This window comes from Streptomyces sp. CB01635, from assembly GCF_002803065.1.
Taxonomy (GTDB): domain Bacteria; phylum Actinomycetota; class Actinomycetes; order Streptomycetales; family Streptomycetaceae; genus Streptomyces.
Window position 1 is genome coordinate 375,009 of the sequence record NZ_NNBL01000002.1, and the last position, 20,216, is coordinate 395,224.

Sequence of the window (20,216 nt, forward strand, 5' to 3'; positions counted from 1 at the left end):
CGCATAGGCTTCCCCGGTGAGCCCCACGAAGGATCAGCGCAGTCCGCAGCCCTCCCTGACCGAGCGGCGCAAGGCCGCCACCCAGCTGGACATCGCCCGCGCCGCCGCCGGACTCTTCGCCGAGCACGGACCCGACGGCACGACGGCCGAGGACATCGCCCAGCGGGCGGGCGTCGCGCTGCGCACCTTCTACCGCTACTTCCGGGGCAAGCAGGACGCGGTCGGCCCGCTCCTCGCCGCGGGTGGCGACGCCTGGCGCGCCCTCCTGGAGGACGCCGAACCCGGCACGGACCTGCGCGTCACTCTGGAGACGGCCGTCACCGCCACGCTCTCCGCCCCCGGCGACCACGGCCCCGAACAGTTGGAGACGACCAGGGGACTCCTGCGCGCGGCCCAGGACGACGCCGCGCTGCGGGCCGTCTGGTACCGGGTCAACCAGGAGTCGGAGGAGCGCCTCGTGCCGGTCCTGACCCGGCTCGCGGGCGAGGAGGCGGACCCCCTCGACGTACGGCTCGCCGCCGCCGCGGCCACCGACGCCATCCGGATCGCTCTGGAGGCCTGGGCCGCCACCGACGCCCCCGCGACGGGCGCGACCGGCTCCCCGGCGGTCCTCGCGCTCCGCTGCCTGCGGGAACTGACGGGCGGGATCAGCCTGTTGGGGGCAGGCCGGGGCGGGGCCCGATAGGGGCCGTCAGTCGTCCTCCGGGTCGTCCTCCGGGGCGATCTCCGGCGCGAACACGAGCAGCGTCAGATCGTCCCGTACCGTGCCCGCGAACCGGACCACGTCCCGCCACAGCGCGTCCGTCAGCTCCGCCGGGTCGTCCTCGCTGAACCGGCCCAGGCGCTCCCTGAGCGGGTAGAAGGCACCGGACGGGTCCCGCGCCTCGATCAGTCCGTCCGTCAGGCCGAGCAGCCGGTCGCCCGGCCGCAGCCGCACCGTGAGCTGCTCGAGCGGCGCGAGGCCCGCGATCCCGAGCCCGAGCGGCGCCCCGGACGGCACCGGCAGCTCGATGACCTCCTGCCCGCGCAGGAGCAGCGGCCGCGGATGGCCGCACGAAACGGCCCGTACCACCGGGGAGTCGTCGGGGAACTCGAGCAACAGCGCGGTCGCGAACAGCTCGGCGTGCTCGTCCTCGGCCGAGTCGACCACGAGCCTGCGGTCGAGCCGCGCCGCGACCCCCTTTAGGTCCGACTGGTCGAGCACGGCCTCACGGAACGCGCCGAGCAGCCCCGCCACCGTGGCGACCGCGGACAGACCGTGGCCCTGCACATCACCGATCACGGCCCGTACCCCGGCCGGCCCCCTGCGCACGTCGAAGAGGTCACCGCCGACCAGCGTCCCGCGCTCGGCCGCCCGGTACAGGCCCGCGCAGCGCACCGTGCCGACCCGGTCGCGCAGCGGCGGAAGGACGGCGAACTGCGCCGCCTCGGCGACCGTGCGCACGGTGACGAGCTGGGCGTCGCGCCGGCTGCGGACCCAGCCGATCAGCACGCTGAGCAGCGCCACGAAGGAGACCGTGAGCACGTCGCTGTTGCCGGGGTGCCCGAGGTTCATGAAGGGCACGTTCAGCAGGACGATCACGGTGCCGCCGAGCAGTGCCGTGGCGGCGGGGCCGTAGGTGAGGGCGGCCAGCGGCGGGACCGCCCCCAGCAGGAAACCGAGGTCCAGCTTCTCTTCGGTGACCAGCTGGGCCAGGCACAGGGCGGCGAGGAGCCCGACCGGCAGCCATCGCACCCAGCGCGGCGGCGGTGCCCCGCGGAGCCAGGCCCGCTCCTCGCCGTCCCGGCGACGCGACAACGCCCCGGTCATCGGCGGGCTCCTTCCCATGGACCCCTTCACGCTCCTACGGGAGGGCCGTCACCGCACGCCGGGCGGGTCCGTCAGAACTCCTGTGCCCCGCTCACAGGGCCTGGCCCATCAGGATGTCGTCCACGTACTTCCCGTCGAGCAGGAACTCCTCCGGCAGGACGCCCTCGACCGTGAACCCCTCGGACTCGTACAGCGCCCGCGCCGGAGCGTTGTGCCCGAGCACCCGCAGCGTCATGCGGCGCGCCCCGGCCTTGCGGGCGTGCTCCACCGCCGCGCGGACCAGCGCCCGGCCGACCCCGGTGCCCCGCGCCTCCGCGGCGACCGCGAGGCCCTGGATCTGCCGCACATGGGTGTTGGCGGCGAGCGAGGTGGGATAGGCGATGCGTACGTAACCCGCGAGCCGCCCGTCGCACTCCGCGACCAGATGGTCCCGCGGCCCGAACCGCTCCGAGAAGAACGGGTCGTACGGCGGCAGCGGCTCCGGCTGGACGGCGTGCAGCGTGGACCAGGCCGCGCGGTCGAGCCGGGCGAGTCCGTCCTCGTCGTCGAGCCGGGCGAGACGTATGTGCGGCTGTGGCATGGGGGTCACTGTACGACCGGCCCACGACCGGCCGCCGCGCGTTTCACGCGGCAGGATGGACCCATGACGCAGAGCGATTCCGCACCCGCACGACGCTCCCGGTTCGCCGTCGCCGGTGCCTCCGGACTCATCGGTTCGGCGCTGACCCGGTCCCTGCGCGCCGACGGGCACGACGTCGTCCGCCTGGTCCGCAGGGAACCGGCCGCCGCGGACGAGGTCCGCTGGGACCCGGAGCGGGGGTCGGTCGACGCGGCCGGGCTCTGCGGGTGCGACGCCGTCCTCAACTTCGCCGCCGCGGGCGTGGGCGACCACCGCTGGACCGACGAGTACAAGCGGAAGATCCGCGACAGCCGGGTCCTCGGCACCGCGACGCTCGCCGAGGCCGTCGCCACGCTCGAACAGCCTCCCCGCGTCTTCGTCAACGGCAGCGCCGTCGGCTACTACGGCGAGACCGGCACGCGCGCCGTCGACGAGAGCGCGCCGCCCGGGGACGGCTTCCTGCCGCAGCTGTGCGTGGAGTGGGAGGAGGCCGCGGCGCCCGCGCAAGAGGCCGGAATCCGCACGGTGTTCGCGCGGTCCGGGCTCGTCGTGTCCCGCGCGGGCGGGGCCTGGGCGCGGCTCTTCCCGCTGTACCTGGCCGGTCTCGGCGGACGCCTGGGCGACGGCCGCCAGTACTGGTCGTACATCGCGCTCCACGACGAGATCGCGGCCCTGCGCCACATCATCGACACGGAGGAGCTGTCCGGCCCGGTGAACCTCACCGCCCCGCACCCCGTCACGAACCGCGAGGTGACCGCCGCGATGGGGCGCGTGCTGAACCGCCCCACGCTGTTCACGGCGCCCGCCCCCGTCCTGCGCCTGGTCCTCGGCGAGATGGCGGGCGACGTCCTCGGCAGCACGCGGGCCGTGCCGACCCGGCTCCTGGAGTCCGGCTTCACGTTCGCGTTCCCCGGCATCGAGGAGTCGATCCGGGCGGCCGGGAAGTGAACCGGCCGAAGGCATACGACCCCTACGACCCCTACGTTCCCTACTCCTCCTACGACCCGAAGCGCTCCGAGAGCTTCGGATACAGCCGCTGCAGCTCCGCCGTGTTCTCGAAGTCGAACGGCGTGCCCTCCGGCTCCGCGGGCCCGGCCGGAATGCCGAGATCGGGCGCCACCGCCCCGGTCAGCTCCTCGTACGCCTCGTCAGCCGCGTAGCCGAGCTCCTCGCCGTCCCCGTCGATCTCCTCGTCGAAGTCCCCCAGCAGATCGGCGAGCGAGTCCGGCTCGTGCAGCGCGCCCTCGAACACCTCCCTGCCCTGGCCGATCAGCCAGCAGCGGAAGTAGTCGAACGCGTCGTCGCTCGCGCCGCCGAGCAGTACCCACGCGGCGCCCCACAGGTCCCAGCGGTAGGCGCGGTGGTAGCGGGACTCGAAGTGACGGGCGAAGTCGAGCACCGCGTCGGGGTCGGCCTGGAGCAGCCGGTCGACGAGCAGCTCGGCCTGGTCCTCGGGGTCGCCCTCGGCGGCCTCGCGGGTGCTGTCCACGATCTCCCAGAACTCCGTCTCGTCCATCACGGGACAAGCATCTGCCTTGGGGGTCGGGGACGCACGCCGAGGTGCCGGAGCCGCGCCGTTTCGTTATGCGCGCACATGCCGAGGGCACGGCGCCCGGCGGCTCACCGGTAGCGGTCGCCCATCCGCCGTGCCGCTTCTGCGAAGCGATCACGCAGCGCGGCGGGAGCGACGACCTCCGCCTCGGGCCCGAGCCCGAACAGCTGCCCGTACGCGACGTCCTCCGACTCGACCGGCAGAGTCACCGTCACCCACCCCTCCTCGTCCGGCTCGCCCGCCGACTCCCGCGCCGCACGCACGGACGCGGGCTCGATCGCGTACGGAAGCTGCCGCAGTCCCGCGGGGGACAGCCGCAGGACGACCTCCGCGCGCAGGATGGACCGCGCGAACTCCTCCGCCCGCTCCTCCCAGAACCCCGGCAGATCGAACTCCTGGTCCCGTACGAAGCGTTCCCCGCCCGCCTCGACGCCGGTGAACCGGTCGATCCGGTACACCCGGTGGGTCCCGCCGGCGACGCGGGCGCACAGATACCAGACACCCGCCTTCAGGACGAGCCCGTACGGCTCCAGCTCCCGCACCACCTCCCGCGAGCTCCCCGCCTCGTCACGCCGGTAGCGGGCGCGCACCACCCGGTCGTCCCACACCGCGTCCGCCACCGCCGGCAGCAGCTCGGGCGTCCGCGGCTCCTGGAACCAGCCCGGCGCGTCCAGGTGGAACCGCTGTGCCGCCGTCCGCGAGGCGTCCCGCAGCGAAGGCAGCAGCGCCGCCGACACCTTCAGCCGCGCGGCCGACGCCGCGTCTTCCAAGCCCATCTCCCGCAGCGCGCCCGGCACTCCGGACAGGAACAGGGCCTCCGCCTCACCGCGCGCCAGACCCGTCAGCCGCGTCCGGTACCCGCCGATCAGCCGGTACCCGCCCGCCCTGCCCCGGTCCGCGTACACCGGCACGCCCGCCTCGGACAGCGCCTGCGCGTCCCGCGTCACGGTCCGCTCCGAGACCTCCAGCTCGCGCGCCAGCTCACCCGCCGTCATCGACGGCCGGGACTGGAGCAACAACACCATCTTGATCAGGCGGGCAGCTCGCATACGCCCATGATGCGGGCCCTTCAGCGCGGGGTGTACGTGATGACCGCGAACGAGGCGCCCTGCGGATCGGCGAGCACCGCGAACCGGCCCGGCTCGATGGACGTCGGGTGCACCAGGATCTGCCCGCCGAGTTGCTTGCAGCGAGCCGCCGTCGCGTCGGTGTCCCCGACGGCGATGTACACCATCCAGTGCGCGGGCAGATCCTTGGGGAACGAGTCCGACGCCGTGTCGAGCATCCCGCCGAAGGGCTCGTCGTCGACGCTCCACTCGGTGTAACTGCCGCCGCCTCCGTAGGGGTGCCGCTTCGCGCCCCAGCCCAGTACGGACTGGTAGAAGTCCTTGGACCCGTCCGGATCGCGGGTCAGGAGCTCGAACCAGCAGAAACTCCCCGGCGCGTTCACCACGCCGAACCCCGTGTTCGTGATCGGCTGCCACAGGCCGAACGCGGCCCCCGCGGGGTCCTGGCAGACCGCGAAGACGCCGTCCTCCTCGATGGTCCGCGGACCCGTGACCACCGAGCCGCCGTTGCCCTTCACGCGCGCGATGACGGCGTCGACCCCGGCCGACTGGTAGTACGGCAGCCACACCGACGGTTCCTTCGGGTTGGTGGCCGGGGCGAAGCCGGCGACCGGCTCGCCGCCGGACCTGAAGATGCCGTAGTCCTGCGCCACTTCGCTGTGCCAGCCGAGGAGACCCTCGTAGAAGAGCCGGGCCGCGTCGCTGTCGGGCGTGGAGAGGTCCGCCCAGCAGGGGGCTGATGGGGTTTTGGAGATCTTCATGGACGTACTTCTCCCCTGAACGGCGCCCCCCTGGAACTCCTGCGGACTCCTCCTCATTCACGCACGCGTGCCCCGCCCCGGCAATCGGGACGGGGCACGCATGACAAGGGACTACAGGCCGTAGCGCTCGCGCGCCTCCTTCACGGCCGAGGCATTGACCTCGCCGCGGCGGGCGAGCTGGGCCAGGGCCGCGACGACGATCGACTGCGCGTCGATGCCGAAGTGGCGGCGGGCCGCCTCACGGGTGTCGGAGAGACCGAAGCCGTCCGCACCGAGCGAGGAGTAGTCCTGCTCGACCCACTGCGCGATCTGGTCGGGGACCTGGCGCATGTAGTCGGAGACCGCGAGGACCGGGCCCTGGGCGCCGTCGAGCGCCGTACGGATGTAGGGAGTGCGCTCCTCGCCGCGCAGGATCGCCTCGTCCGCCTCCAGGGCGTCGCGGCGCAGCTCGGTCCAGGAGGTCGCGGACCACACGTCGGCGGCGACACCCCACTCCTCGGCCAGCAGTTTCTGCGCCTCGAGGGCCCAGTGGATCGCCGTGCCCGAACCGAGCAGCTGGATGCGCGGGGCGTTGGCGGCCGCGACGTTCACCCCGGCCGACTCGGCGGTGTTGAAGCGGTAGAGGCCCTTGAGGATGCCCTCGTCCACGCCCGCGGGCTTGGCCGGCTGCGGCATCGGCTCGTTGTAGACCGTCAGGTAGTAGAAGACGTCTCGGTCCTCGCCCGGGGCCGCCTCGCCGTACATGCGGCGCAGACCGTCCTTGACGATCGCGCCGATCTCGTACGCGAACGCCGGGTCGTAGGACAGCGCGGCCGGGTTGGTCGCCGCGATGACCGGCGAGTGACCGTCCGCGTGCTGCAGACCCTCACCCGTCAGCGTCGTACGGCCCGCGGTGGCACCCACCAGGAAGCCGCGGCCCAGCTGGTCGCCGAGCTGCCACATCTGGTCGGCCGTGCGCTGCCAGCCGAACATCGAGTAGAAGATGTAGAAGGGGATCATCGCCTCGCCGTGCGTGGAGTACGCGCTGGCGGCGGCGATGAAGTCCGCCATGGAGCCGGCCTCGGTGATGCCCTCGTTGAGGATCTGGCCGTCCGTGGCTTCCTTGTAGTACATCAGCTGGTCGCGGTCGACCGGCTCGTACGTCTGCCCCTTGGGGGAGTAGATGCCGAGCGACGGGAACAGCGACTCCATGCCGAAGGTGCGCGCCTCGTCCGGGACGATCGGCACCCAGCGCTTGCCGGTCTCCTTGTCGCGTACGAGGTCCTTGACCAGGCGTACGAACGCCATGGTCGTGGCCACGGACTGCGATCCTGAGCCCTTGTCGAAGGACGCGAACGCCTTGTCGGCCGGGGCCGGCAGCGGGGCGATCGCGTGCGTGCGGCGGGCCGGGGCGGGGCCGCCGAGGGCCGCGCGGCGCTCCTGGAGGTAGCGGACCTCGGGGGAGTCGGCGCCCGGGTGGCCGTAGGGGACCTGGCCGTCGACGAACTGGCTGTCGGAGATGGGCAGTTCAAGGAGGTCACGCATGTCCTTGAACTCGTCCACCGTCAGCTTCTTCATCTGGTGGTTGGCGTTCTTGGACTCGAAGCCCTTGCCGAGCGTGAAGCCCTTGACCGTCTGGACCAGGATCACGGTCGGCGCGCCCGCGTGCGACAGGGCCGCACGGTAGGCCGCGTACACCTTGCGGGGCTCGTGGCCGCCGCGCGAGACCTTGAAGCACTCGGCGATCTTGTCGTCCGTGAGCAGCCGGCCCAGCTCGACGAGCGCGGGCTCGGAGCCGAAGAAGTGCTCGCGGATGTACGCGGCGTCGCGCGTCGCGTACGTCTGGAACTGGGCGTCCGGCACCTCGCGCAGCCGGCGCACGAGCGCGCCGGTCGTGTCGAGCTGGAACAGCTCGTCCCAGGCGGAGCCCCAGAGCGTCTTGATGACGTTCCAGCCGGCGCCGCGGAACTGCGCCTCCAGCTCCTGGACCACGCGGAAGTTGGCGCGGACCGGGCCGTCGAGGCGCTGCAGGTTGCAGTTGATGACGAAGGTCAGGTTGTCCAGACCCTCACGCGAGGCGAGCGCCAGGGCCGCGGTGGCCTCGGGCTCGTCCATCTCGCCGTCACCGAGGAACGCCCACACGTGCGAGGCGGAGACGTCCTTGATCTTGCGGTTGGTGAGGTAGCGGTTGAACCGCGCCTGGTAGATCGCCGACAGCGGGCCGAGGCCCATGGAGACGGTCGGGAACTCCCACAGCCAGGGCAGGCGCCGCGGGTGCGGATACGACGGCAGGCCGTCGCCGCCGGACTCCTGGCGGAAGTGGTCGAGCTGCTGCTCGCTCAGGCGGCCGTCGAGGAAGGCGCGGGCGTAGATGCCGGGGGAGGCGTGGCCCTGGATGTACAGCTGGTCACCGGAGCCGTCGCCCTCCTTCCCCTTGAAGAAGTGGTTGAAGCCGGTCTCGTAGAGCCAGGCCGCCGAGGCGAACGTGGCGATGTGGCCGCCGACGCCGTACTTGGAGCCACGGGTCACCATCGCGGCCGCGTTCCAGCGGTTCCACGCGGCGATCTTCAGTTCCAGCGCCTCGTCACCCTCGATCGCCGGCTCTGCGGCGGTCGGGATGGTGTTGACGTAGTCGGTCTCGAGGAGCTTCGGCAGCGCCAGGCCTGAGCCCTCGGCGCGCTCCAGCGTGCGGCGCATCAGGTACGCGGCACGGTGCGGCCCGGCCGCCTTGGTAACGGCGTCCAGGGAGGCCTGCCATTCGGCGGTCTCCTCGGGGTCGCGGTCCGGGAGCTGGTCGAGCTCGCTCGGCTGGATTGCGGAGGGGTCGGTCATTGCGCCGCCTTCCTGAGTCGGAGGGGGGTTCCCTTAGCGGAAAGGGTGGGGGTGCCCTAGGTCTTTGGCAGGACAGGGCGTGGGTCTCTGGTGGAGACCCGTCGGCGACTCTAACTCCCTGATCGATGATCGATCAAAGGGTTGAAGGAGAAAACTTCCTCAGACGGAGAAAGTGGGCATCCGGTGCCATTGAACGGGGCACCGGGTGCCTTGTTTTCGAAGGCGGTACGGCGAATTCTCGCAGGTGGGAGGGTGCCGCGACGACGTCTGAGCGGGGTGTGGCTCAGGCGCGCGGGGCGCAGCCGAGCACGTGCGCCTTCACCAGCTCGGCGATCGCCGGATCCCGGCGCCGGAACGCGGCCACGAGCGCCTCGTGCTCCTCCGCGTACGACTGCTGGACCGTGCCGAGCCACCGGATCGACAGGGCCGTGAACACCTCGATGCCGAGGCCCTCCCAGGTGTGCAGCAGTACGGAGTTCCCCGCGGCACGCACCAGTTCGCGGTGGAAGGCGACCGTGTGCCGTACCTGGCCCGTCCCGTCGGCCTCCTGGTCGGCGCGGTAGAGGGCCGCCACATGGGGTTCGAGGGCCGAGCAGTCCTCGGCCAGCTTGCCGGCCGCCAGCTCCGCCGCGATGGCCTCGAGACCGGCCCTGACCGGGTAGCTCTCCTCCAGGTCGGCGGCCGTCAGATTCCGCACCCGGACGCCCTTGTTGGGAGCGGACTCGATCAGACGCAGGCTCTCCAGCTCCCGCAGGGCCTCCCGCACGGGCGTCTGGCTGACCTCCAGCTCCGTGGCGATGCGGCGCTCCACGATGCGCTCGCCCGGCTTCCAGCGCCCGCTGACGATCCCCTCGACGATGTGCTCGCGGATCTGTTCGCGCAGCGAGTGGACGACGGGCGCGGTCATGGTGGCTCCTCCAGCGATGGGAAGGTGCGGCCCGAAGGGCCTCATTGAGGGGCGGTGGTCGGGCGACGGGCGGGCAGGCCCCAAGGTGCGTTGACCTCTAGACAATACGGCGGCGCCCCCGTCCGGAAGACTCCGGACGGGGGCGTACGCACTGATGAGACGAGAGTTACAGGCCGAGCTCGACCTCGAACTCGCCGGCCTCCAGGATCGCCTTGACCGTGGTCAGGTAGCGGGCGGCGTCCGCGCCGTCCACCAGACGGTGGTCGTAGGAGAGCGACAGGAACGTCATGTCCCGGACGGCGATGGTCTCGCCGAGGTCCGGGTGGTTGATGACGACCGGACGCTTCACCGTGGCGCCGATGCCCAGGATCGCGGCCTGGTTCGGCGGCACGATGACGGTGTCGAAGAGCGCACCGCGCGAGCCCGTGTTGGAGATCGTGAAGGTCGCGCCGGACATGTCGTCCGGCGTGAGGCCGCCACCGCGGGCCTTGCCGGCCAGCTCGGCGGTCTTCTTCGAGATGCCGGCGATGTTCAGGTCGCCCGCGCCCTTGATGACCGGCGTCATCAGACCCTTCTCGGCGTCAACGGCGATGCCGATGTTCTCCGAGTCGAAGTACGTGATGGTGCCTTCGTCGTCGTTGATCCGGGCGTTGACGACCGGGTGGGCCTTCAGCGCCTGGGCGGCGGCCTTGACGAAGAACGGCATCGGGGAGAGCTTGACGCCCTCACGGGCCGCGAACGCGTCCTTCGCCTTGGCGCGCAGCTTCATCAGCTTGGTGATGTCGACCTCGACGACCGAGGTCAGCTGGGCCTGCGAGTGCAGGGCCTTCATCATGTTGTCGCCGATGACCTTGCGCATGCGGGTCATCTTGACCGTCTGGCCGCGGAGGGGAGAGACCTCCAGGGCCGGGGCCTTCGCGGCGGCCGGAGCAGCAGCGGCGGCGGGGGCCGGGGCGGCCTTCGCGGCCTCGGCGGCCGCGATGACGTCCTGCTTGCGGATACGGCCACCGACGCCGGTGCCCTTGACGGTGCCCAGGTCCACGCCGTTCTCCGACGCGAGCTTGCGCACCAGCGGGGTCACGTACGCGCCGTCGTCACCGGAGACCGCGGCGGGGGCCGGGGCAGCGGGGGCGACCGGAGCGGGAGCGGCGACCGGAGCCGGGGCGGCCGGAGCAGCCGGGGCCGGAGCGGCAACCGGGGCCGGAGCCGCGGGAGCCGGAGCCGCGGGAGCGGGAGCGGCGGGGGCCGGAGCGGCGGCCGGAGCCGGAGCAGCCGGAGCAGGAGCGGCGGCCGGAGCGGCACCGGGAGCACCGATGACGGCCAGCTTGGCGCCGACCTCGGCGGTCTCGTCCTCGGCGACGGAGATCTCCAGGAGAACGCCGGCGACCGGGGAGGGGATCTCGGTGTCGACCTTGTCCGTTGAGACCTCGAGCAGGGGCTCGTCCTCCGCGACCTCCTCGCCGACCTCCTTCAGCCAGCGGGTGACGGTGCCCTCGGTGACGGACTCGCCGAGAGCGGGCAGCACGACGTCGGTGCCGGAAGCGGCACCGGCGGGGGCGGCCGGAGCAGCCGGGGCGGCGGCCGGGGCCGCGGGGGCCTCGGCGACGGGGGCCGGAGCGGCGGCCGGGGCCGGGGCCTCGGCAGCGGCCGGAGCCGGGGCGGCGGCGGGCGCGCCCGTGCCGTCGTCGATGACGGCCAGCTCGGCGCCGACCTCGACGGTCTCGTCCTCGGCGACCTTGATGGAGGCCAGGATGCCGGCGGCGGGCGAGGGGATCTCGGTGTCGACCTTGTCGGTCGAGACCTCGAGCAGCGGCTCGTCGACCTCGACGCGCTCGCCCTCGGCCTTCAGCCAGCGGGTGACGGTGCCCTCGGTGACACTCTCACCGAGCGCCGGAAGGGATACGGAAACCGACATGGTTTCTGTTGCTCCTTAGTGGGGTCTCCCCTGCTCGAGCGATGTTGAGAGCTTGGGGAAGTGCGGAAGTCTGTGGTCGGTCGTCGCGCCCAGGGGACGACAGGGACGACTGGGTCCAGCCTGCGGCCTGACCTAGTCGTGCGAGTGCAGCGGCTTGCCCGCGAGGGCCAGGTGGGCCTCTCCGAGGGCCTCGTTCTGCGTCGGGTGGGCGTGGATGAGCTGGGCGACCTCGGCGGGCAGCGCTTCCCAGTTGTAGATCAGCTGGGCTTCGCCGACCTGCTCGCCCATACGGTCGCCGACCATGTGGACGCCGACCACGGCACCGTCCTTGACCTGGACGAGCTTGATCTCGCCCGCGGTCTTGAGGATCTTGGACTTGCCGTTGCCCGCGAGGTTGTACTTCAGAGCGACGACCTTGTCCGCACCGTAGATCTCCTTGGCCTTGGCCTCGGTGATACCGACGGAGGCGACCTCGGGGTGGCAGTACGTCACCTTCGGCACGCCGTCGTAGTCGATCGGGACGGTCTTGAGACCGGCCAGGCGCTCCGCCACCAGGATGCCCTCGGCGAAGCCGACGTGCGCGAGCTGGAGCGTCGGGACGAGGTCACCGACGGCCGAGACGGTCGGCACGTTGGTCTGCATGTACTCGTCGACCAGGACGTAGCCGCGGTCCATCGCGACGCCTTGCTCCTCGTAACCGAGACCGGCCGAGACCGGGCCGCGGCCGATGGCGACCAGGAGGACCTCGGCCTCGAAGGTCTTGCCGTCGGCGAGGGTCACGCGGACGCCGTCCTGCGTGTACTCGGCCTTCTCGAAGAAGGTGCCGAGGTTGAACTTGATGCCGCGCTTGCGGAACGCGCGCTCAAGAAGCTTGGAGCTGTTCTCGTCCTCGACCGGGACGAGGTGCTTGAGGCCCTCGACGACGGTGACGTCGGTGCCGAAGGACTTCCATGCCGAGGCGAACTCGACGCCGATGACGCCGCCGCCCAGGATGATCGCGGACTGCGGGACGCGGTCCAGCTTCAGCGCGTGGTCCGAGGAGATGATGCGGTTGCCGTCGATCTCCAGGCCCGGCAGCGACTTCGGCACGGAGCCGGTCGCGAGGAGCACGTGACGGCCCTGGACGCGCTGGCCGTTCACGTCCACGGAGGTCGGGGACGACAGGCGGCCCTCGCCCTCGATGTACGTCACCTTGCGGGAGGCGACGAGCCCCTGCAGGCCCTTGTACAGGCCGGAGATCACGTCGTCCTTGTACTTGTGGACGCCCGCGATGTCGATGCCCTCGAAGGAGGCCTTGACACCGAACTGGTCAGCCTCGCGCGCCTGGTCGGCGATCTCGCCGGCGTGCAGCAGGGCCTTCGTCGGGATGCAGCCGTTGTGCAGGCAGGTGCCCCCGAGCTTGTTCTTCTCGATCAGGGCGACGTCCAGGCCCAGCTGCGCTCCGCGCAGGGCCGCGGCGTAACCGCCACTGCCACCGCCGAGGATCACTAGGTCGAAAACAGTGCTGGCGTCGTTCGCCACGTCACGTCCTCCATGCATGTGCGCCGTACGCCGGTCTGCAGTGACCGGGCGGCGGCTGGTGTCCGGCCGCTTTTTATGCTTCGGCCCTGTGGTGGGGGCCCTGTCCTGCCAAGGACCCATCCTCGCACTTGTCGACGGCGGACGGGACGCCGGGCCCGGGGGTGAGACGGCGGTTACACCTGAAACCCGGGTGAGGGGGTCCGGGAAGCTGCGGATTTCGTCGAAAGCGAACGGTCCCCGGGTGCCTTCGCACCCGGGGACCGTCAAGCGTGCCGCTCTGCGTCAGCCGAGGTCACCGGCGGCCGTGCGCTCCGCGAGGCGCACCAGCGTACGGACCGCGGAACCGGTGCCGCCCTTGGGCGTGTAGCCGGACGGGCCGGCCTCGTTGAAGGCCGGGCCCGCGATGTCGAGGTGGGCCCACGTGATGCCCTCGCCGACGAACTCCTGGAGGAAGAGGCCGGCCACCAGGCCGCCGCCCATGCGCTCGCCCATGTTGGCGATGTCGGCGGTGGCGGAGTCCATGCCCTTGCGCAGGTCGGCGGGGAGCGGCATCGGCCAGGACGGCTCGCCGACCTCCTCGGCGACCTCGTGGATCGACGTACGGAAAGCGTCGTCGTTCGCCATGATGCCGAACGTGCGGTTGCCGAGCGCCAGCACCATCGCGCCGGTCAGCGTGGCGACGTCGACGATCGCGTCCGGGGTCTCCTCGGAGGCCTTGGCGATGGCGTCGGCCAGGACCAGGCGGCCCTCGGCGTCCGTGTTCAGGACCTCGACGGTCTTGCCGGAGTACATGCGAAGGACGTCGCCGGGGCGGGTGGCGGAGCCCGACGGCATGTTCTCGGCGAGCGCCAGCCAGCCGGTGACGTTCACGTCAAGACCGAGACGGGCCGAGGCGACGACGGCGGCGAACACGGCGGCGGCGCCGGCCATGTCGCACTTCATCGTCTCGTTGTGACCGGCCGGCTTGAGGGAGATGCCGCCCGAGTCGTACGTGATGCCCTTGCCGACGAAGGCGAGGTGCTTGTCCGCCTTCGACGACGTGTAGGAGAGCTTCACCAGGCGCGGCGGGGCCTCCGAGCCGGCGCCGACGCCGAGGATGCCGCCGAAGCCGCCCTTGACGAGCGCCTTCTCGTCGAGGACCTGCACCTTGATGCCGTGCTCCTTGGCCGCGGCCGAGGCGACGGCGGCGAAGGCCTCCGGGGTCAGGTCGTTCGGCGGGGTGTTGACCAGGTCGCGGGCGCGGTTGAGCTCCTCGGTCACGGCGAGGGCGCGCTCCACGGCGGCCTTGAACGCCTTGTCGCGGGGCTTGGCTCCGAGCAGGGCGATCTCGCCGAGCGGCGCCTTGCCGTTGTCCTTGCCCTCCTGGGCCGACTCCTTGTAGGCGTCGAAGGAGTACGCGCCGAGCAGCGCGCCCTCCGCGATCGCTCCCGCGTCACCCGGGTCCCCGACGGGCAGCGCGAACGCGGCCTTCTTCGCACCGGCCAGCGTGCGGGCGGCGGCACCGGCGGCGCGGCGCAGGGCCTCCGCGTCGTACGACTCGTCCTTCTCCGGCACCGGGCCGAGACCGACCGCCAGGACGACCGGGGCCTTGAAGCCGGAGGGGGCGGGGAGCTTCGTCACCTCACCCTCACCGCCAGAGGCGCCGAGGGTCTCCAGGACGGCGGCGAGCTTGCCGTCGTAGGCCTTGTCCACGGCCTCCGCGCCGGGGGCGACGACGAGCACTCCGGACTTGGATGCAGCACCCTTCGCCACACCGACGACGATCGCGTCAGCACGCAGGCCGGACGCGGCGGCGGTGCTGAGAGTCAGAGCAGTCACGGTGGTGAGGTCCCTACTTTCATGGTGTCTGAACGAGTTCTGACGGGCCGTGGGGTGTATGGCCCCTTGGGGAGCCTACGCCCGTGGGCGCGAGGGTGCGCTGCGCGGTATGTGACCGCGGCCGTGTCAGCCGAAAGTGAGGACGACGAGGGCGGCGGTGGCGGTGGTCTCGGCGACGCCGCCGAAGACGTCGCCGGTCACTCCGCCGAAGCGGCGCACGCAGTGGCGCAGCAGGAGTTCGGCCGCGCAGCAGGCGAGGACGGCGGCCGCCGCGCCGCGCACGGCGCCGTACGCCGAGCCGGTGACGGCGCCCGCGGCCCCGGCGGCGCACACGGTGACGGCGGCGGCGAGCAGCGCCCCGCGCACGGGCACCGTTCCGGCGACGGCCGCGCCCAGGCCCTCGGGCCGGGCCGGCGGGACACCGGTGCGCGAGGCCAGCGTGAGCGCGAGCCGGGCGGTGAGTGCCGAGACGACGGCAGCGAGCGCGCCGCGCGCCCACGAATCCGCGTACAGCTCGGCGAGCGCGGCGACCTGGGCGAGGAGCGCGAGCACGAGCGTGATGACGCCGAACGGGCCGATGTCCGACTGCTTCATGATGCGCAGCGCGTCCTCGGCCGGCTTGCCGCTGCCGAGGCCGTCGGCGGTGTCGGCGAGCCCGTCCAGGTGCAGTCCCCGGGTCAGCGCGGCCGGGACGCTCACGCTCGCCACGGCCGCGAGCAGCGGACCAGCGCCGAGCAGCGTCAGGAGCCCGCCGAGCGCGGCGGCGGCCAGGCCCACGACGAGCCCGGCGACGGGGGCGCAGAGCATTCCGGCGCGGGCCGCGTCGCGGTCCCAGCGGGTGACCTTGACCGGGAGCACGGTGAGGGTGCCGAAGGCGAAGCGGAGGCCGTCGGCCGGGGTTGCGGGCATCCCGGCAGGCTACCCGGGGGGCCCAGCACAGCGGGCGGCGCCCGGGCCCCGGCGGCAGGATGGCCGCATGGGTGACTGGTGGTACCGGAACATCGGCGAGCCGGGGAAGCTGCCACTGCTGCTCGCTCTCGCCGCGTTCCTGCTGACCTTCGCCGTGACCCGTACGGTCACGCGCCTCATCCGCGCCGGGCGCGGGCCGTTCCGCAACGTCACCCCGGGCGGCATGCACATCCACCACGTGGTGCCCGGCGTGATCCTCACCGTCATCGGCGGGTTCGGCGCGGTCGGCAGTGGGCGGCACGGCGTCACCGCCTCGATCTGCGCGGTGATCTTCGGGATCGGCGCGGGCCTGGTCCTCGACGAGTTCGCCCTGATCCTGCACCTCGCCGACGTCTACTGGACCGAGCAGGGCCGACAGAGCGTCGAGGTGGTGGTCCTCGCGGCGGCGCTCGGGCTGCTCGTCCTCAGCGGCTTCTCGCCGCTCGGCGTGAACGACGTGTCGGGACAGGAGGAGCAGGGGCGCGGCACCGCGATCCTCACGGTCCTGGTGAACCTCTTGTTCGTGGTGCTGGCCATGTTCAAGGGGAAGCCCCGGCTCGCGGTCGTGGGCGTACTCGTACCGTTCGTCGCGCTGTTCGGGGCCATCAGGCTCGCGCGGCCCGGATCGGCGTGGGCGAAGCGCTGGTACCGGCGGCGCCCGAAGGCCAGGGCGAGATCGCGGCTGCGGGCCTACCGGCACGACCGGCGCTGGTCGAGGATGAGCCGGGGCTTTCAGGACCTGATCGGCGGCACACCCGACCCGGAGCGCTCAACGCCCCGGTGACGCACGGCGTCCAGCGCCCAGCGCGCCACGACGACCAGGGCGACCGCGCTGATCGCCGCCAGATGTTCCTTGCCCGCGAGGTTCGGTTTCACGGCCGCCTCGATCACCATGAGGGCGATCACCACGACCGCCGTGCGCCGGGCGCGATAGCGCCAGCACACGTAGATGGCGAGCCCGACGACCGCCGCCGACGGGCCGTTGTCGACGATCCGCGCGTCAGAGGCGGGCAGGCCGAGCGGTCCGTCGGGGCCGAGCGCGATGGCCAGGCGGGCGTAGAGGGTGCCGACGAGTGTGGTGACGTATCCGATGGCGAGCGTGACCCACCGGCCGAGGCAGATCTCCGCGATGCCGAACACGAGCAGGATCTGTGCCAGGGCGCCCCATACGGGCAGGTCGAGCGCCGGCACGAAGAGGGACAGCGGGGTGCGCAGCAGGGACAGCCACAGCGGGTCCTCGGCCCGCACGGAGCCGACGTCCTGCACGAATCGGTAACCCCAGGACTGGTTCTGGACGTACTGGAACAAGGCCGTGAGGCAGACCGCCCCGAGCGTCATCGGCGCCGCCCGCCGCTTCCTGTCGACGAGCCCCCGGCGCACCGTCGACCACAGCGGGCCCCACTCGGCGCGGGCCAGGGCGGCCGGGGATCTCACGGGTGCGGCTCCAGATGTCTGCGGTGCATCCAGTTCGGCAGGCCCGGCGCCTCCAGAAAGCCCTCGGCGCGCGCGGAGGCGAGGCCGATCCGCGGCAGGTCGGCGCTCTTCTCGAAGAGCAGGAAGCGGGGCTCCCAGATGGGCCGGTACTTCGCGTTGGCCCGGTAGAGGGATTCGATCTGCCACCACCGTGAGAAGAAGCTGAGCAGCGAGCGCCACAGGCGCAGCACCGGGCCCGCGCCGAGCCGCGAGCCACGTTCGAAGACGGACCGGAACATCGCGAAGTTGAGCGACACCTGCGTGATCCCGATCTCCTCGGCCCGCTGGAGCAGTTCGATGACCATGAACTCCATCAGCCCGTTCTCGGAGTCCCTGTCGCGCCGCATCAGATCGAGCGAGAGCCCCTCGGGCCCCCACGGGACGAACGAGAGTACCGCCTTCAACTCACCTTTCCCGTCGGTGCATTCGAGCATCACGCAGCGCCCGTCGCCCGGGTCGCCGAGCCGGCCGAGCGCCATCGAGAAGCCGCGCTCGGTCGCCCCGTCGCGCCAGTCGTCGGCGCGCTGGAGCAGGTACGTCATCTCGTCGGCGGGAATGTCCTCGTGGCGCCGGATCCGCACCTCGTAACCCGCGCGTTTGACCCGGTTGTAGGCCTGCCGGACGGTGCGCATGGCCCGCCCCTCCAGCGTGAAGCCCTGATCAGGGGCTCCGCCCCGGGCGCCGATCTCGACGATGGCTTCGTCGCCGAGTTCGAGGGCGTCGAGGCCGTGCCGCGCGTAGATGGTGCCCGCCTCCTCGCTCGCGCCCATCACGGCCGGGATCCAGCCGTGTTCGCGCGCCTCCATGAGCCAGGGGTCGATCGCGCCCGGCCAGGCCTCGGGGTCGCCGATCGGATCGCCCGAGGCGAGCGAGACCCCGCCGACGACGCGGTACGCGACGGCCGCCTTGCCGGTCGGCGACCACACGACGCTCTTCTCCCGGCGCAGCGCGAAGTAGCCGAGCGAGTCGCGGTCGCCGTCCTTGTCGAGCAGCGCGCGCAGCTTCGCCTCGTCGTCGGGGGTGATCGGGTCGACGGCCTTGCGGGAGCGGAACGCGGCGTACGCGACGGCGAGCAGGAGGAGGGTGCTCAGGATGTTGATCACGACGTTGACCCAGTTCGGCGACGTGATGCCGGGGTAGCGGGACTCGTCGGTGGCGACCGAGATGAGGCGCAGGGTGCCGTAGCGCCAGCGCTCCAGGAACGTCGAGTGGTGCCCGTCGTGCGCCTGGTTGGTGACGGTCACGAGGAACGTCGCGAACAGGGACGTCACGAGGAGTCCGCCGACCCCGACCACGGCCGCGAGCTTCGGGTTCGAGCGGTCCCCCTTCGCGTAGAACTCCCGCCGCCCGAGCAGCAGCGCGGCGACGAACGCGGCGGTCAGGACGACCGAGATCCAGTTCTGCGCGTAGCGGCGCACCTCGGGGAAGAACATCACGAGGATGAACAGGAGCAGGAACAGCCCGCTGAGTACGAGGTTGAGGATCCACGCGGCGCGCTTGCGGCGGCGCATCGTGATCGCCAGGAACCAGGTGAAGACCCCGGACGCGAAGCCGGCCGTCAGCAGGTACGGGGTGAAGTAGTCGTTGGTGTTGTGCCGTTGCAGGTCCTGGCCGAGGGAGACCCACACCGCGCTCAGGAAGTTGATGAACGTGACGACGCGCAGGTACCAGACGGTGAAGGCGGCCGCCCGTTTCGTGGTGGGAGTGGAGGTGTGGGTGCGGCGCGCGGGTGGCGAGGTCGTCTGGTCAGCTGCCATAAGCAGGGAGCATATGGGGCGTTTCTGGCTATCTGGGTCGAGCATCGCCGGGACGTGAAACGGCGGGTCGCGGCGGGGCCGAAGCCTGCCGTGACCCGCCGTCAAGCAGCGTGCCGCGTGCCCTACTCGGTCGCGTCGGCCGTCTCCGGCTCCTCGGCGGCCGCCTCGGTGACCTGCGGCTCGTCGGCGGCCTGCGGGGCCTCCGGCAGCTCCGCGGCCAGCGCCGCGGCGGCCTGCACCAGCGGCAGCGCGAGCAGCGCCCCCGCTCCCTCGCCCACCGTCACGCCCTGGTCGAGCAGCGGCTCCATCGCCATCCGGTCCAGCGCCTTCGCCTGCGCGGGCTCCCCGCTCGCCTGGCCGGCCAGCCACCAGTCCGGCGCCCGGAACGCGATCCGCTGCCCGACGAGCGCGCACGCCGCCGACACGACGCCGTCCAGGATCACCGGCGTACGCCGCACCGCGCTCTGCAGCAGGAACCCGGTCGCGGCGGCGAGGTCCGCGCCGCCCACCGCGCCGAGCAGCGCCAGCTGGTCGCCGAGTACGGGCCTGGCCCGCCGCAGGGCGTCCCGCACGGCCGCGCACTTGCGCATCCACGCCAGGTCGTCGATCGGCGAGCCGCCGCGCCCGGTCACCACGGACGCGTCCGTCCCGCACAGCGCCGCGATCAGCGTCGCGGCCGCCGTCGTCCCGCCCACGCTGAGATCGCCGAGCACCACCAGATCCGTGCCGGAGTCCGCCTCCTCGTCGGCGACGGCCATGCCCGCGCGGAACGCGGCCTCCGCCTCCTCGGGCGTCAGCGCGTCCTCGATGTCGATGCGCCCGGACGACCTGCGCACCCGGTGCCGTACGACCTCGGCGGGCAGCTCGTCGGGCTCGCAGTCCAGCGACATGTCGACGATCCGCACCGGAACACCCAGGCGCCGCGCGAGGATCGCGGACGCGCTCCCGCCCTCGACGGCCTGGCGCACCAGCTCCGCGGCACTGCCCGCGGGCCGCGCCGACACCCCGAGTTCCGCGATCCCGTGGTCACCCGCGAACAGCACCACGCGCGGGCGCTCCAGCGGCTTGACCGGCACCGCGGCCTGGGCGGCGGACAGCCACTCGCCCAGCTCGTCGAGGCGGCCGAGCGCGCCGGGCGGCACCGCGAAGCGGGCACGGCGTTCCTCGGCGTCGCGGCGCGTCCCGCCGTCGGGGCGCTCGATCAGATCGGTGAAGTCGTCGAGATTCAGCGAGCTCATTCGCCGAACAGTACCGGCC

Annotated in this window: 17 protein-coding genes; 3 read left to right on the plus strand and 14 right to left on the minus strand. The window is 72.2% G+C overall.

The genetic code is table 11. From position 1 onward, the window contains the following. The first annotated feature begins 16 nt into the window (after positions 1-16). Positions 17-685: a TetR/AcrR family transcriptional regulator gene (locus CG723_RS05700; protein ID WP_100592123.1), complete on the plus strand. Its 669-nt coding sequence runs from the start codon at positions 17-19 to the stop codon at positions 683-685. 6 nt (positions 686-691) lie between these two features. Here CG723_RS05700 and CG723_RS05705 read toward each other — a convergent pair whose 3' ends face one another. Both CG723_RS05705 and CG723_RS05710 read right to left on the minus strand, forming a co-directional pair. Beyond that, entirely contained in the window at positions 692-1,810 is a 1,119-nt protein-coding gene (locus CG723_RS05705) for a PP2C family protein-serine/threonine phosphatase (protein WP_234374161.1), read from the minus strand. Between the two features lie 91 nt (positions 1,811-1,901). After that, the gene (locus tag CG723_RS05710) at positions 1,902-2,390 is read right to left on the minus strand and encodes a GNAT family N-acetyltransferase (RefSeq protein ID WP_100592125.1); all 489 of its coding nucleotides are present in this window, start codon (positions 2,388-2,390) and stop codon (positions 1,902-1,904) included. 63 nt (positions 2,391-2,453) lie between these two features. On the opposite strand from CG723_RS05710, the gene CG723_RS05715 reads away from it, so the two are divergent. Then, positions 2,454-3,377, plus strand: coding sequence for a TIGR01777 family oxidoreductase (locus CG723_RS05715; RefSeq protein ID WP_100592126.1), 924 nt, complete (start codon positions 2,454-2,456; stop codon positions 3,375-3,377). A 49-nt stretch (positions 3,378-3,426) separates the two neighbouring features. Here the strand turns inward: CG723_RS05715 and CG723_RS05720 are convergent, their stop codons facing one another. The 9 genes from CG723_RS05720 to CG723_RS05760 all read right to left on the minus strand — a co-directional run bounded on the left by CG723_RS05720 (position 3,427) and on the right by CG723_RS05760 (position 15,690). Beyond that, positions 3,427-3,945, minus strand: a complete 519-nt coding sequence (locus CG723_RS05720; RefSeq protein ID WP_100592127.1) for a DUF4240 domain-containing protein — start codon at positions 3,943-3,945, stop codon at positions 3,427-3,429. Positions 3,946-4,049: 104 nt separating this feature from the next. Continuing rightward, positions 4,050-5,030 (minus strand): helix-turn-helix transcriptional regulator, encoded by a 981-nt coding sequence (locus CG723_RS05725; RefSeq protein ID WP_100592128.1) that lies wholly within the window; start codon positions 5,028-5,030, stop codon positions 4,050-4,052. A 20-nt stretch (positions 5,031-5,050) separates the two neighbouring features. Then, positions 5,051-5,809 carry a VOC family protein gene (locus CG723_RS05730; protein WP_100592129.1) on the minus strand — a complete coding sequence of 253 codons (759 nt, stop codon included), beginning with the start codon at positions 5,807-5,809 and terminating at the stop codon, positions 5,051-5,053. 111 nt (positions 5,810-5,920) lie between these two features. After that, entirely contained in the window at positions 5,921-8,620 is a 2,700-nt protein-coding gene (gene aceE / locus CG723_RS05735) for a pyruvate dehydrogenase (acetyl-transferring), homodimeric type (protein ID WP_100592130.1), read from the minus strand. A gap of 283 nt (positions 8,621-8,903) precedes the next feature. After that, positions 8,904-9,527 carry a GntR family transcriptional regulator gene (locus CG723_RS05740; protein WP_100592131.1) on the minus strand — a complete coding sequence of 208 codons (624 nt, stop codon included), beginning with the start codon at positions 9,525-9,527 and terminating at the stop codon, positions 8,904-8,906. Positions 9,528-9,693: 166 nt separating this feature from the next. Beyond that, positions 9,694-11,442, minus strand: coding sequence for a 2-oxoglutarate dehydrogenase, E2 component, dihydrolipoamide succinyltransferase (gene sucB, locus CG723_RS05745; RefSeq protein ID WP_100592132.1), 1,749 nt, complete (start codon positions 11,440-11,442; stop codon positions 9,694-9,696). Positions 11,443-11,574: 132 nt separating this feature from the next. Then, positions 11,575-12,963: a dihydrolipoyl dehydrogenase gene (gene lpdA, locus CG723_RS05750; protein WP_100592133.1), complete on the minus strand. Its 1,389-nt coding sequence runs from the start codon at positions 12,961-12,963 to the stop codon at positions 11,575-11,577. 282 nt (positions 12,964-13,245) lie between these two features. Next, positions 13,246-14,781 (minus strand): leucyl aminopeptidase, encoded by a 1,536-nt coding sequence (locus tag CG723_RS05755; protein ID WP_100592134.1) that lies wholly within the window; start codon positions 14,779-14,781, stop codon positions 13,246-13,248. Positions 14,782-14,907: 126 nt separating this feature from the next. Continuing rightward, the gene (locus tag CG723_RS05760; protein WP_100592135.1) at positions 14,908-15,690 is read right to left on the minus strand and encodes an adenosylcobinamide-GDP ribazoletransferase; all 783 of its coding nucleotides are present in this window, start codon (positions 15,688-15,690) and stop codon (positions 14,908-14,910) included. Between the two features lie 67 nt (positions 15,691-15,757). Here CG723_RS05760 and CG723_RS05765 point away from each other — a divergent pair, with 67 nt between their 5' ends. Further along, positions 15,758-16,513 carry a hypothetical protein gene (locus tag CG723_RS05765; protein ID WP_100592136.1) on the plus strand — a complete coding sequence of 252 codons (756 nt, stop codon included), beginning with the start codon at positions 15,758-15,760 and terminating at the stop codon, positions 16,511-16,513. Here CG723_RS05765 and CG723_RS46070 read toward each other — a convergent pair. The 3 genes from CG723_RS46070 to cobT form a co-directional block, all read right to left on the minus strand. Further along, positions 16,462-17,163, minus strand: a complete 702-nt coding sequence (locus tag CG723_RS46070; RefSeq protein WP_159032392.1) for a hypothetical protein — start codon at positions 17,161-17,163, stop codon at positions 16,462-16,464. The two genes, CG723_RS05765 and CG723_RS46070, sit on opposite strands and share 52 nt — an antisense overlap. Next, a complete protein-coding gene (locus CG723_RS05775; RefSeq protein ID WP_100592137.1) occupies positions 17,160-18,959 on the minus strand; it encodes a phosphatidylglycerol lysyltransferase domain-containing protein in 1,800 nt (599 codons plus the stop codon). Before CG723_RS05775 ends, CG723_RS46070 begins: the two co-directional genes overlap by 4 nt. A gap of 122 nt (positions 18,960-19,081) precedes the next feature. Continuing rightward, positions 19,082-20,197, minus strand: a complete 1,116-nt coding sequence (cobT, locus tag CG723_RS05780; RefSeq protein ID WP_100592138.1) for a nicotinate-nucleotide--dimethylbenzimidazole phosphoribosyltransferase — start codon at positions 20,195-20,197, stop codon at positions 19,082-19,084. Between the last annotated feature and the right edge of the window lie 19 nt (positions 20,198-20,216).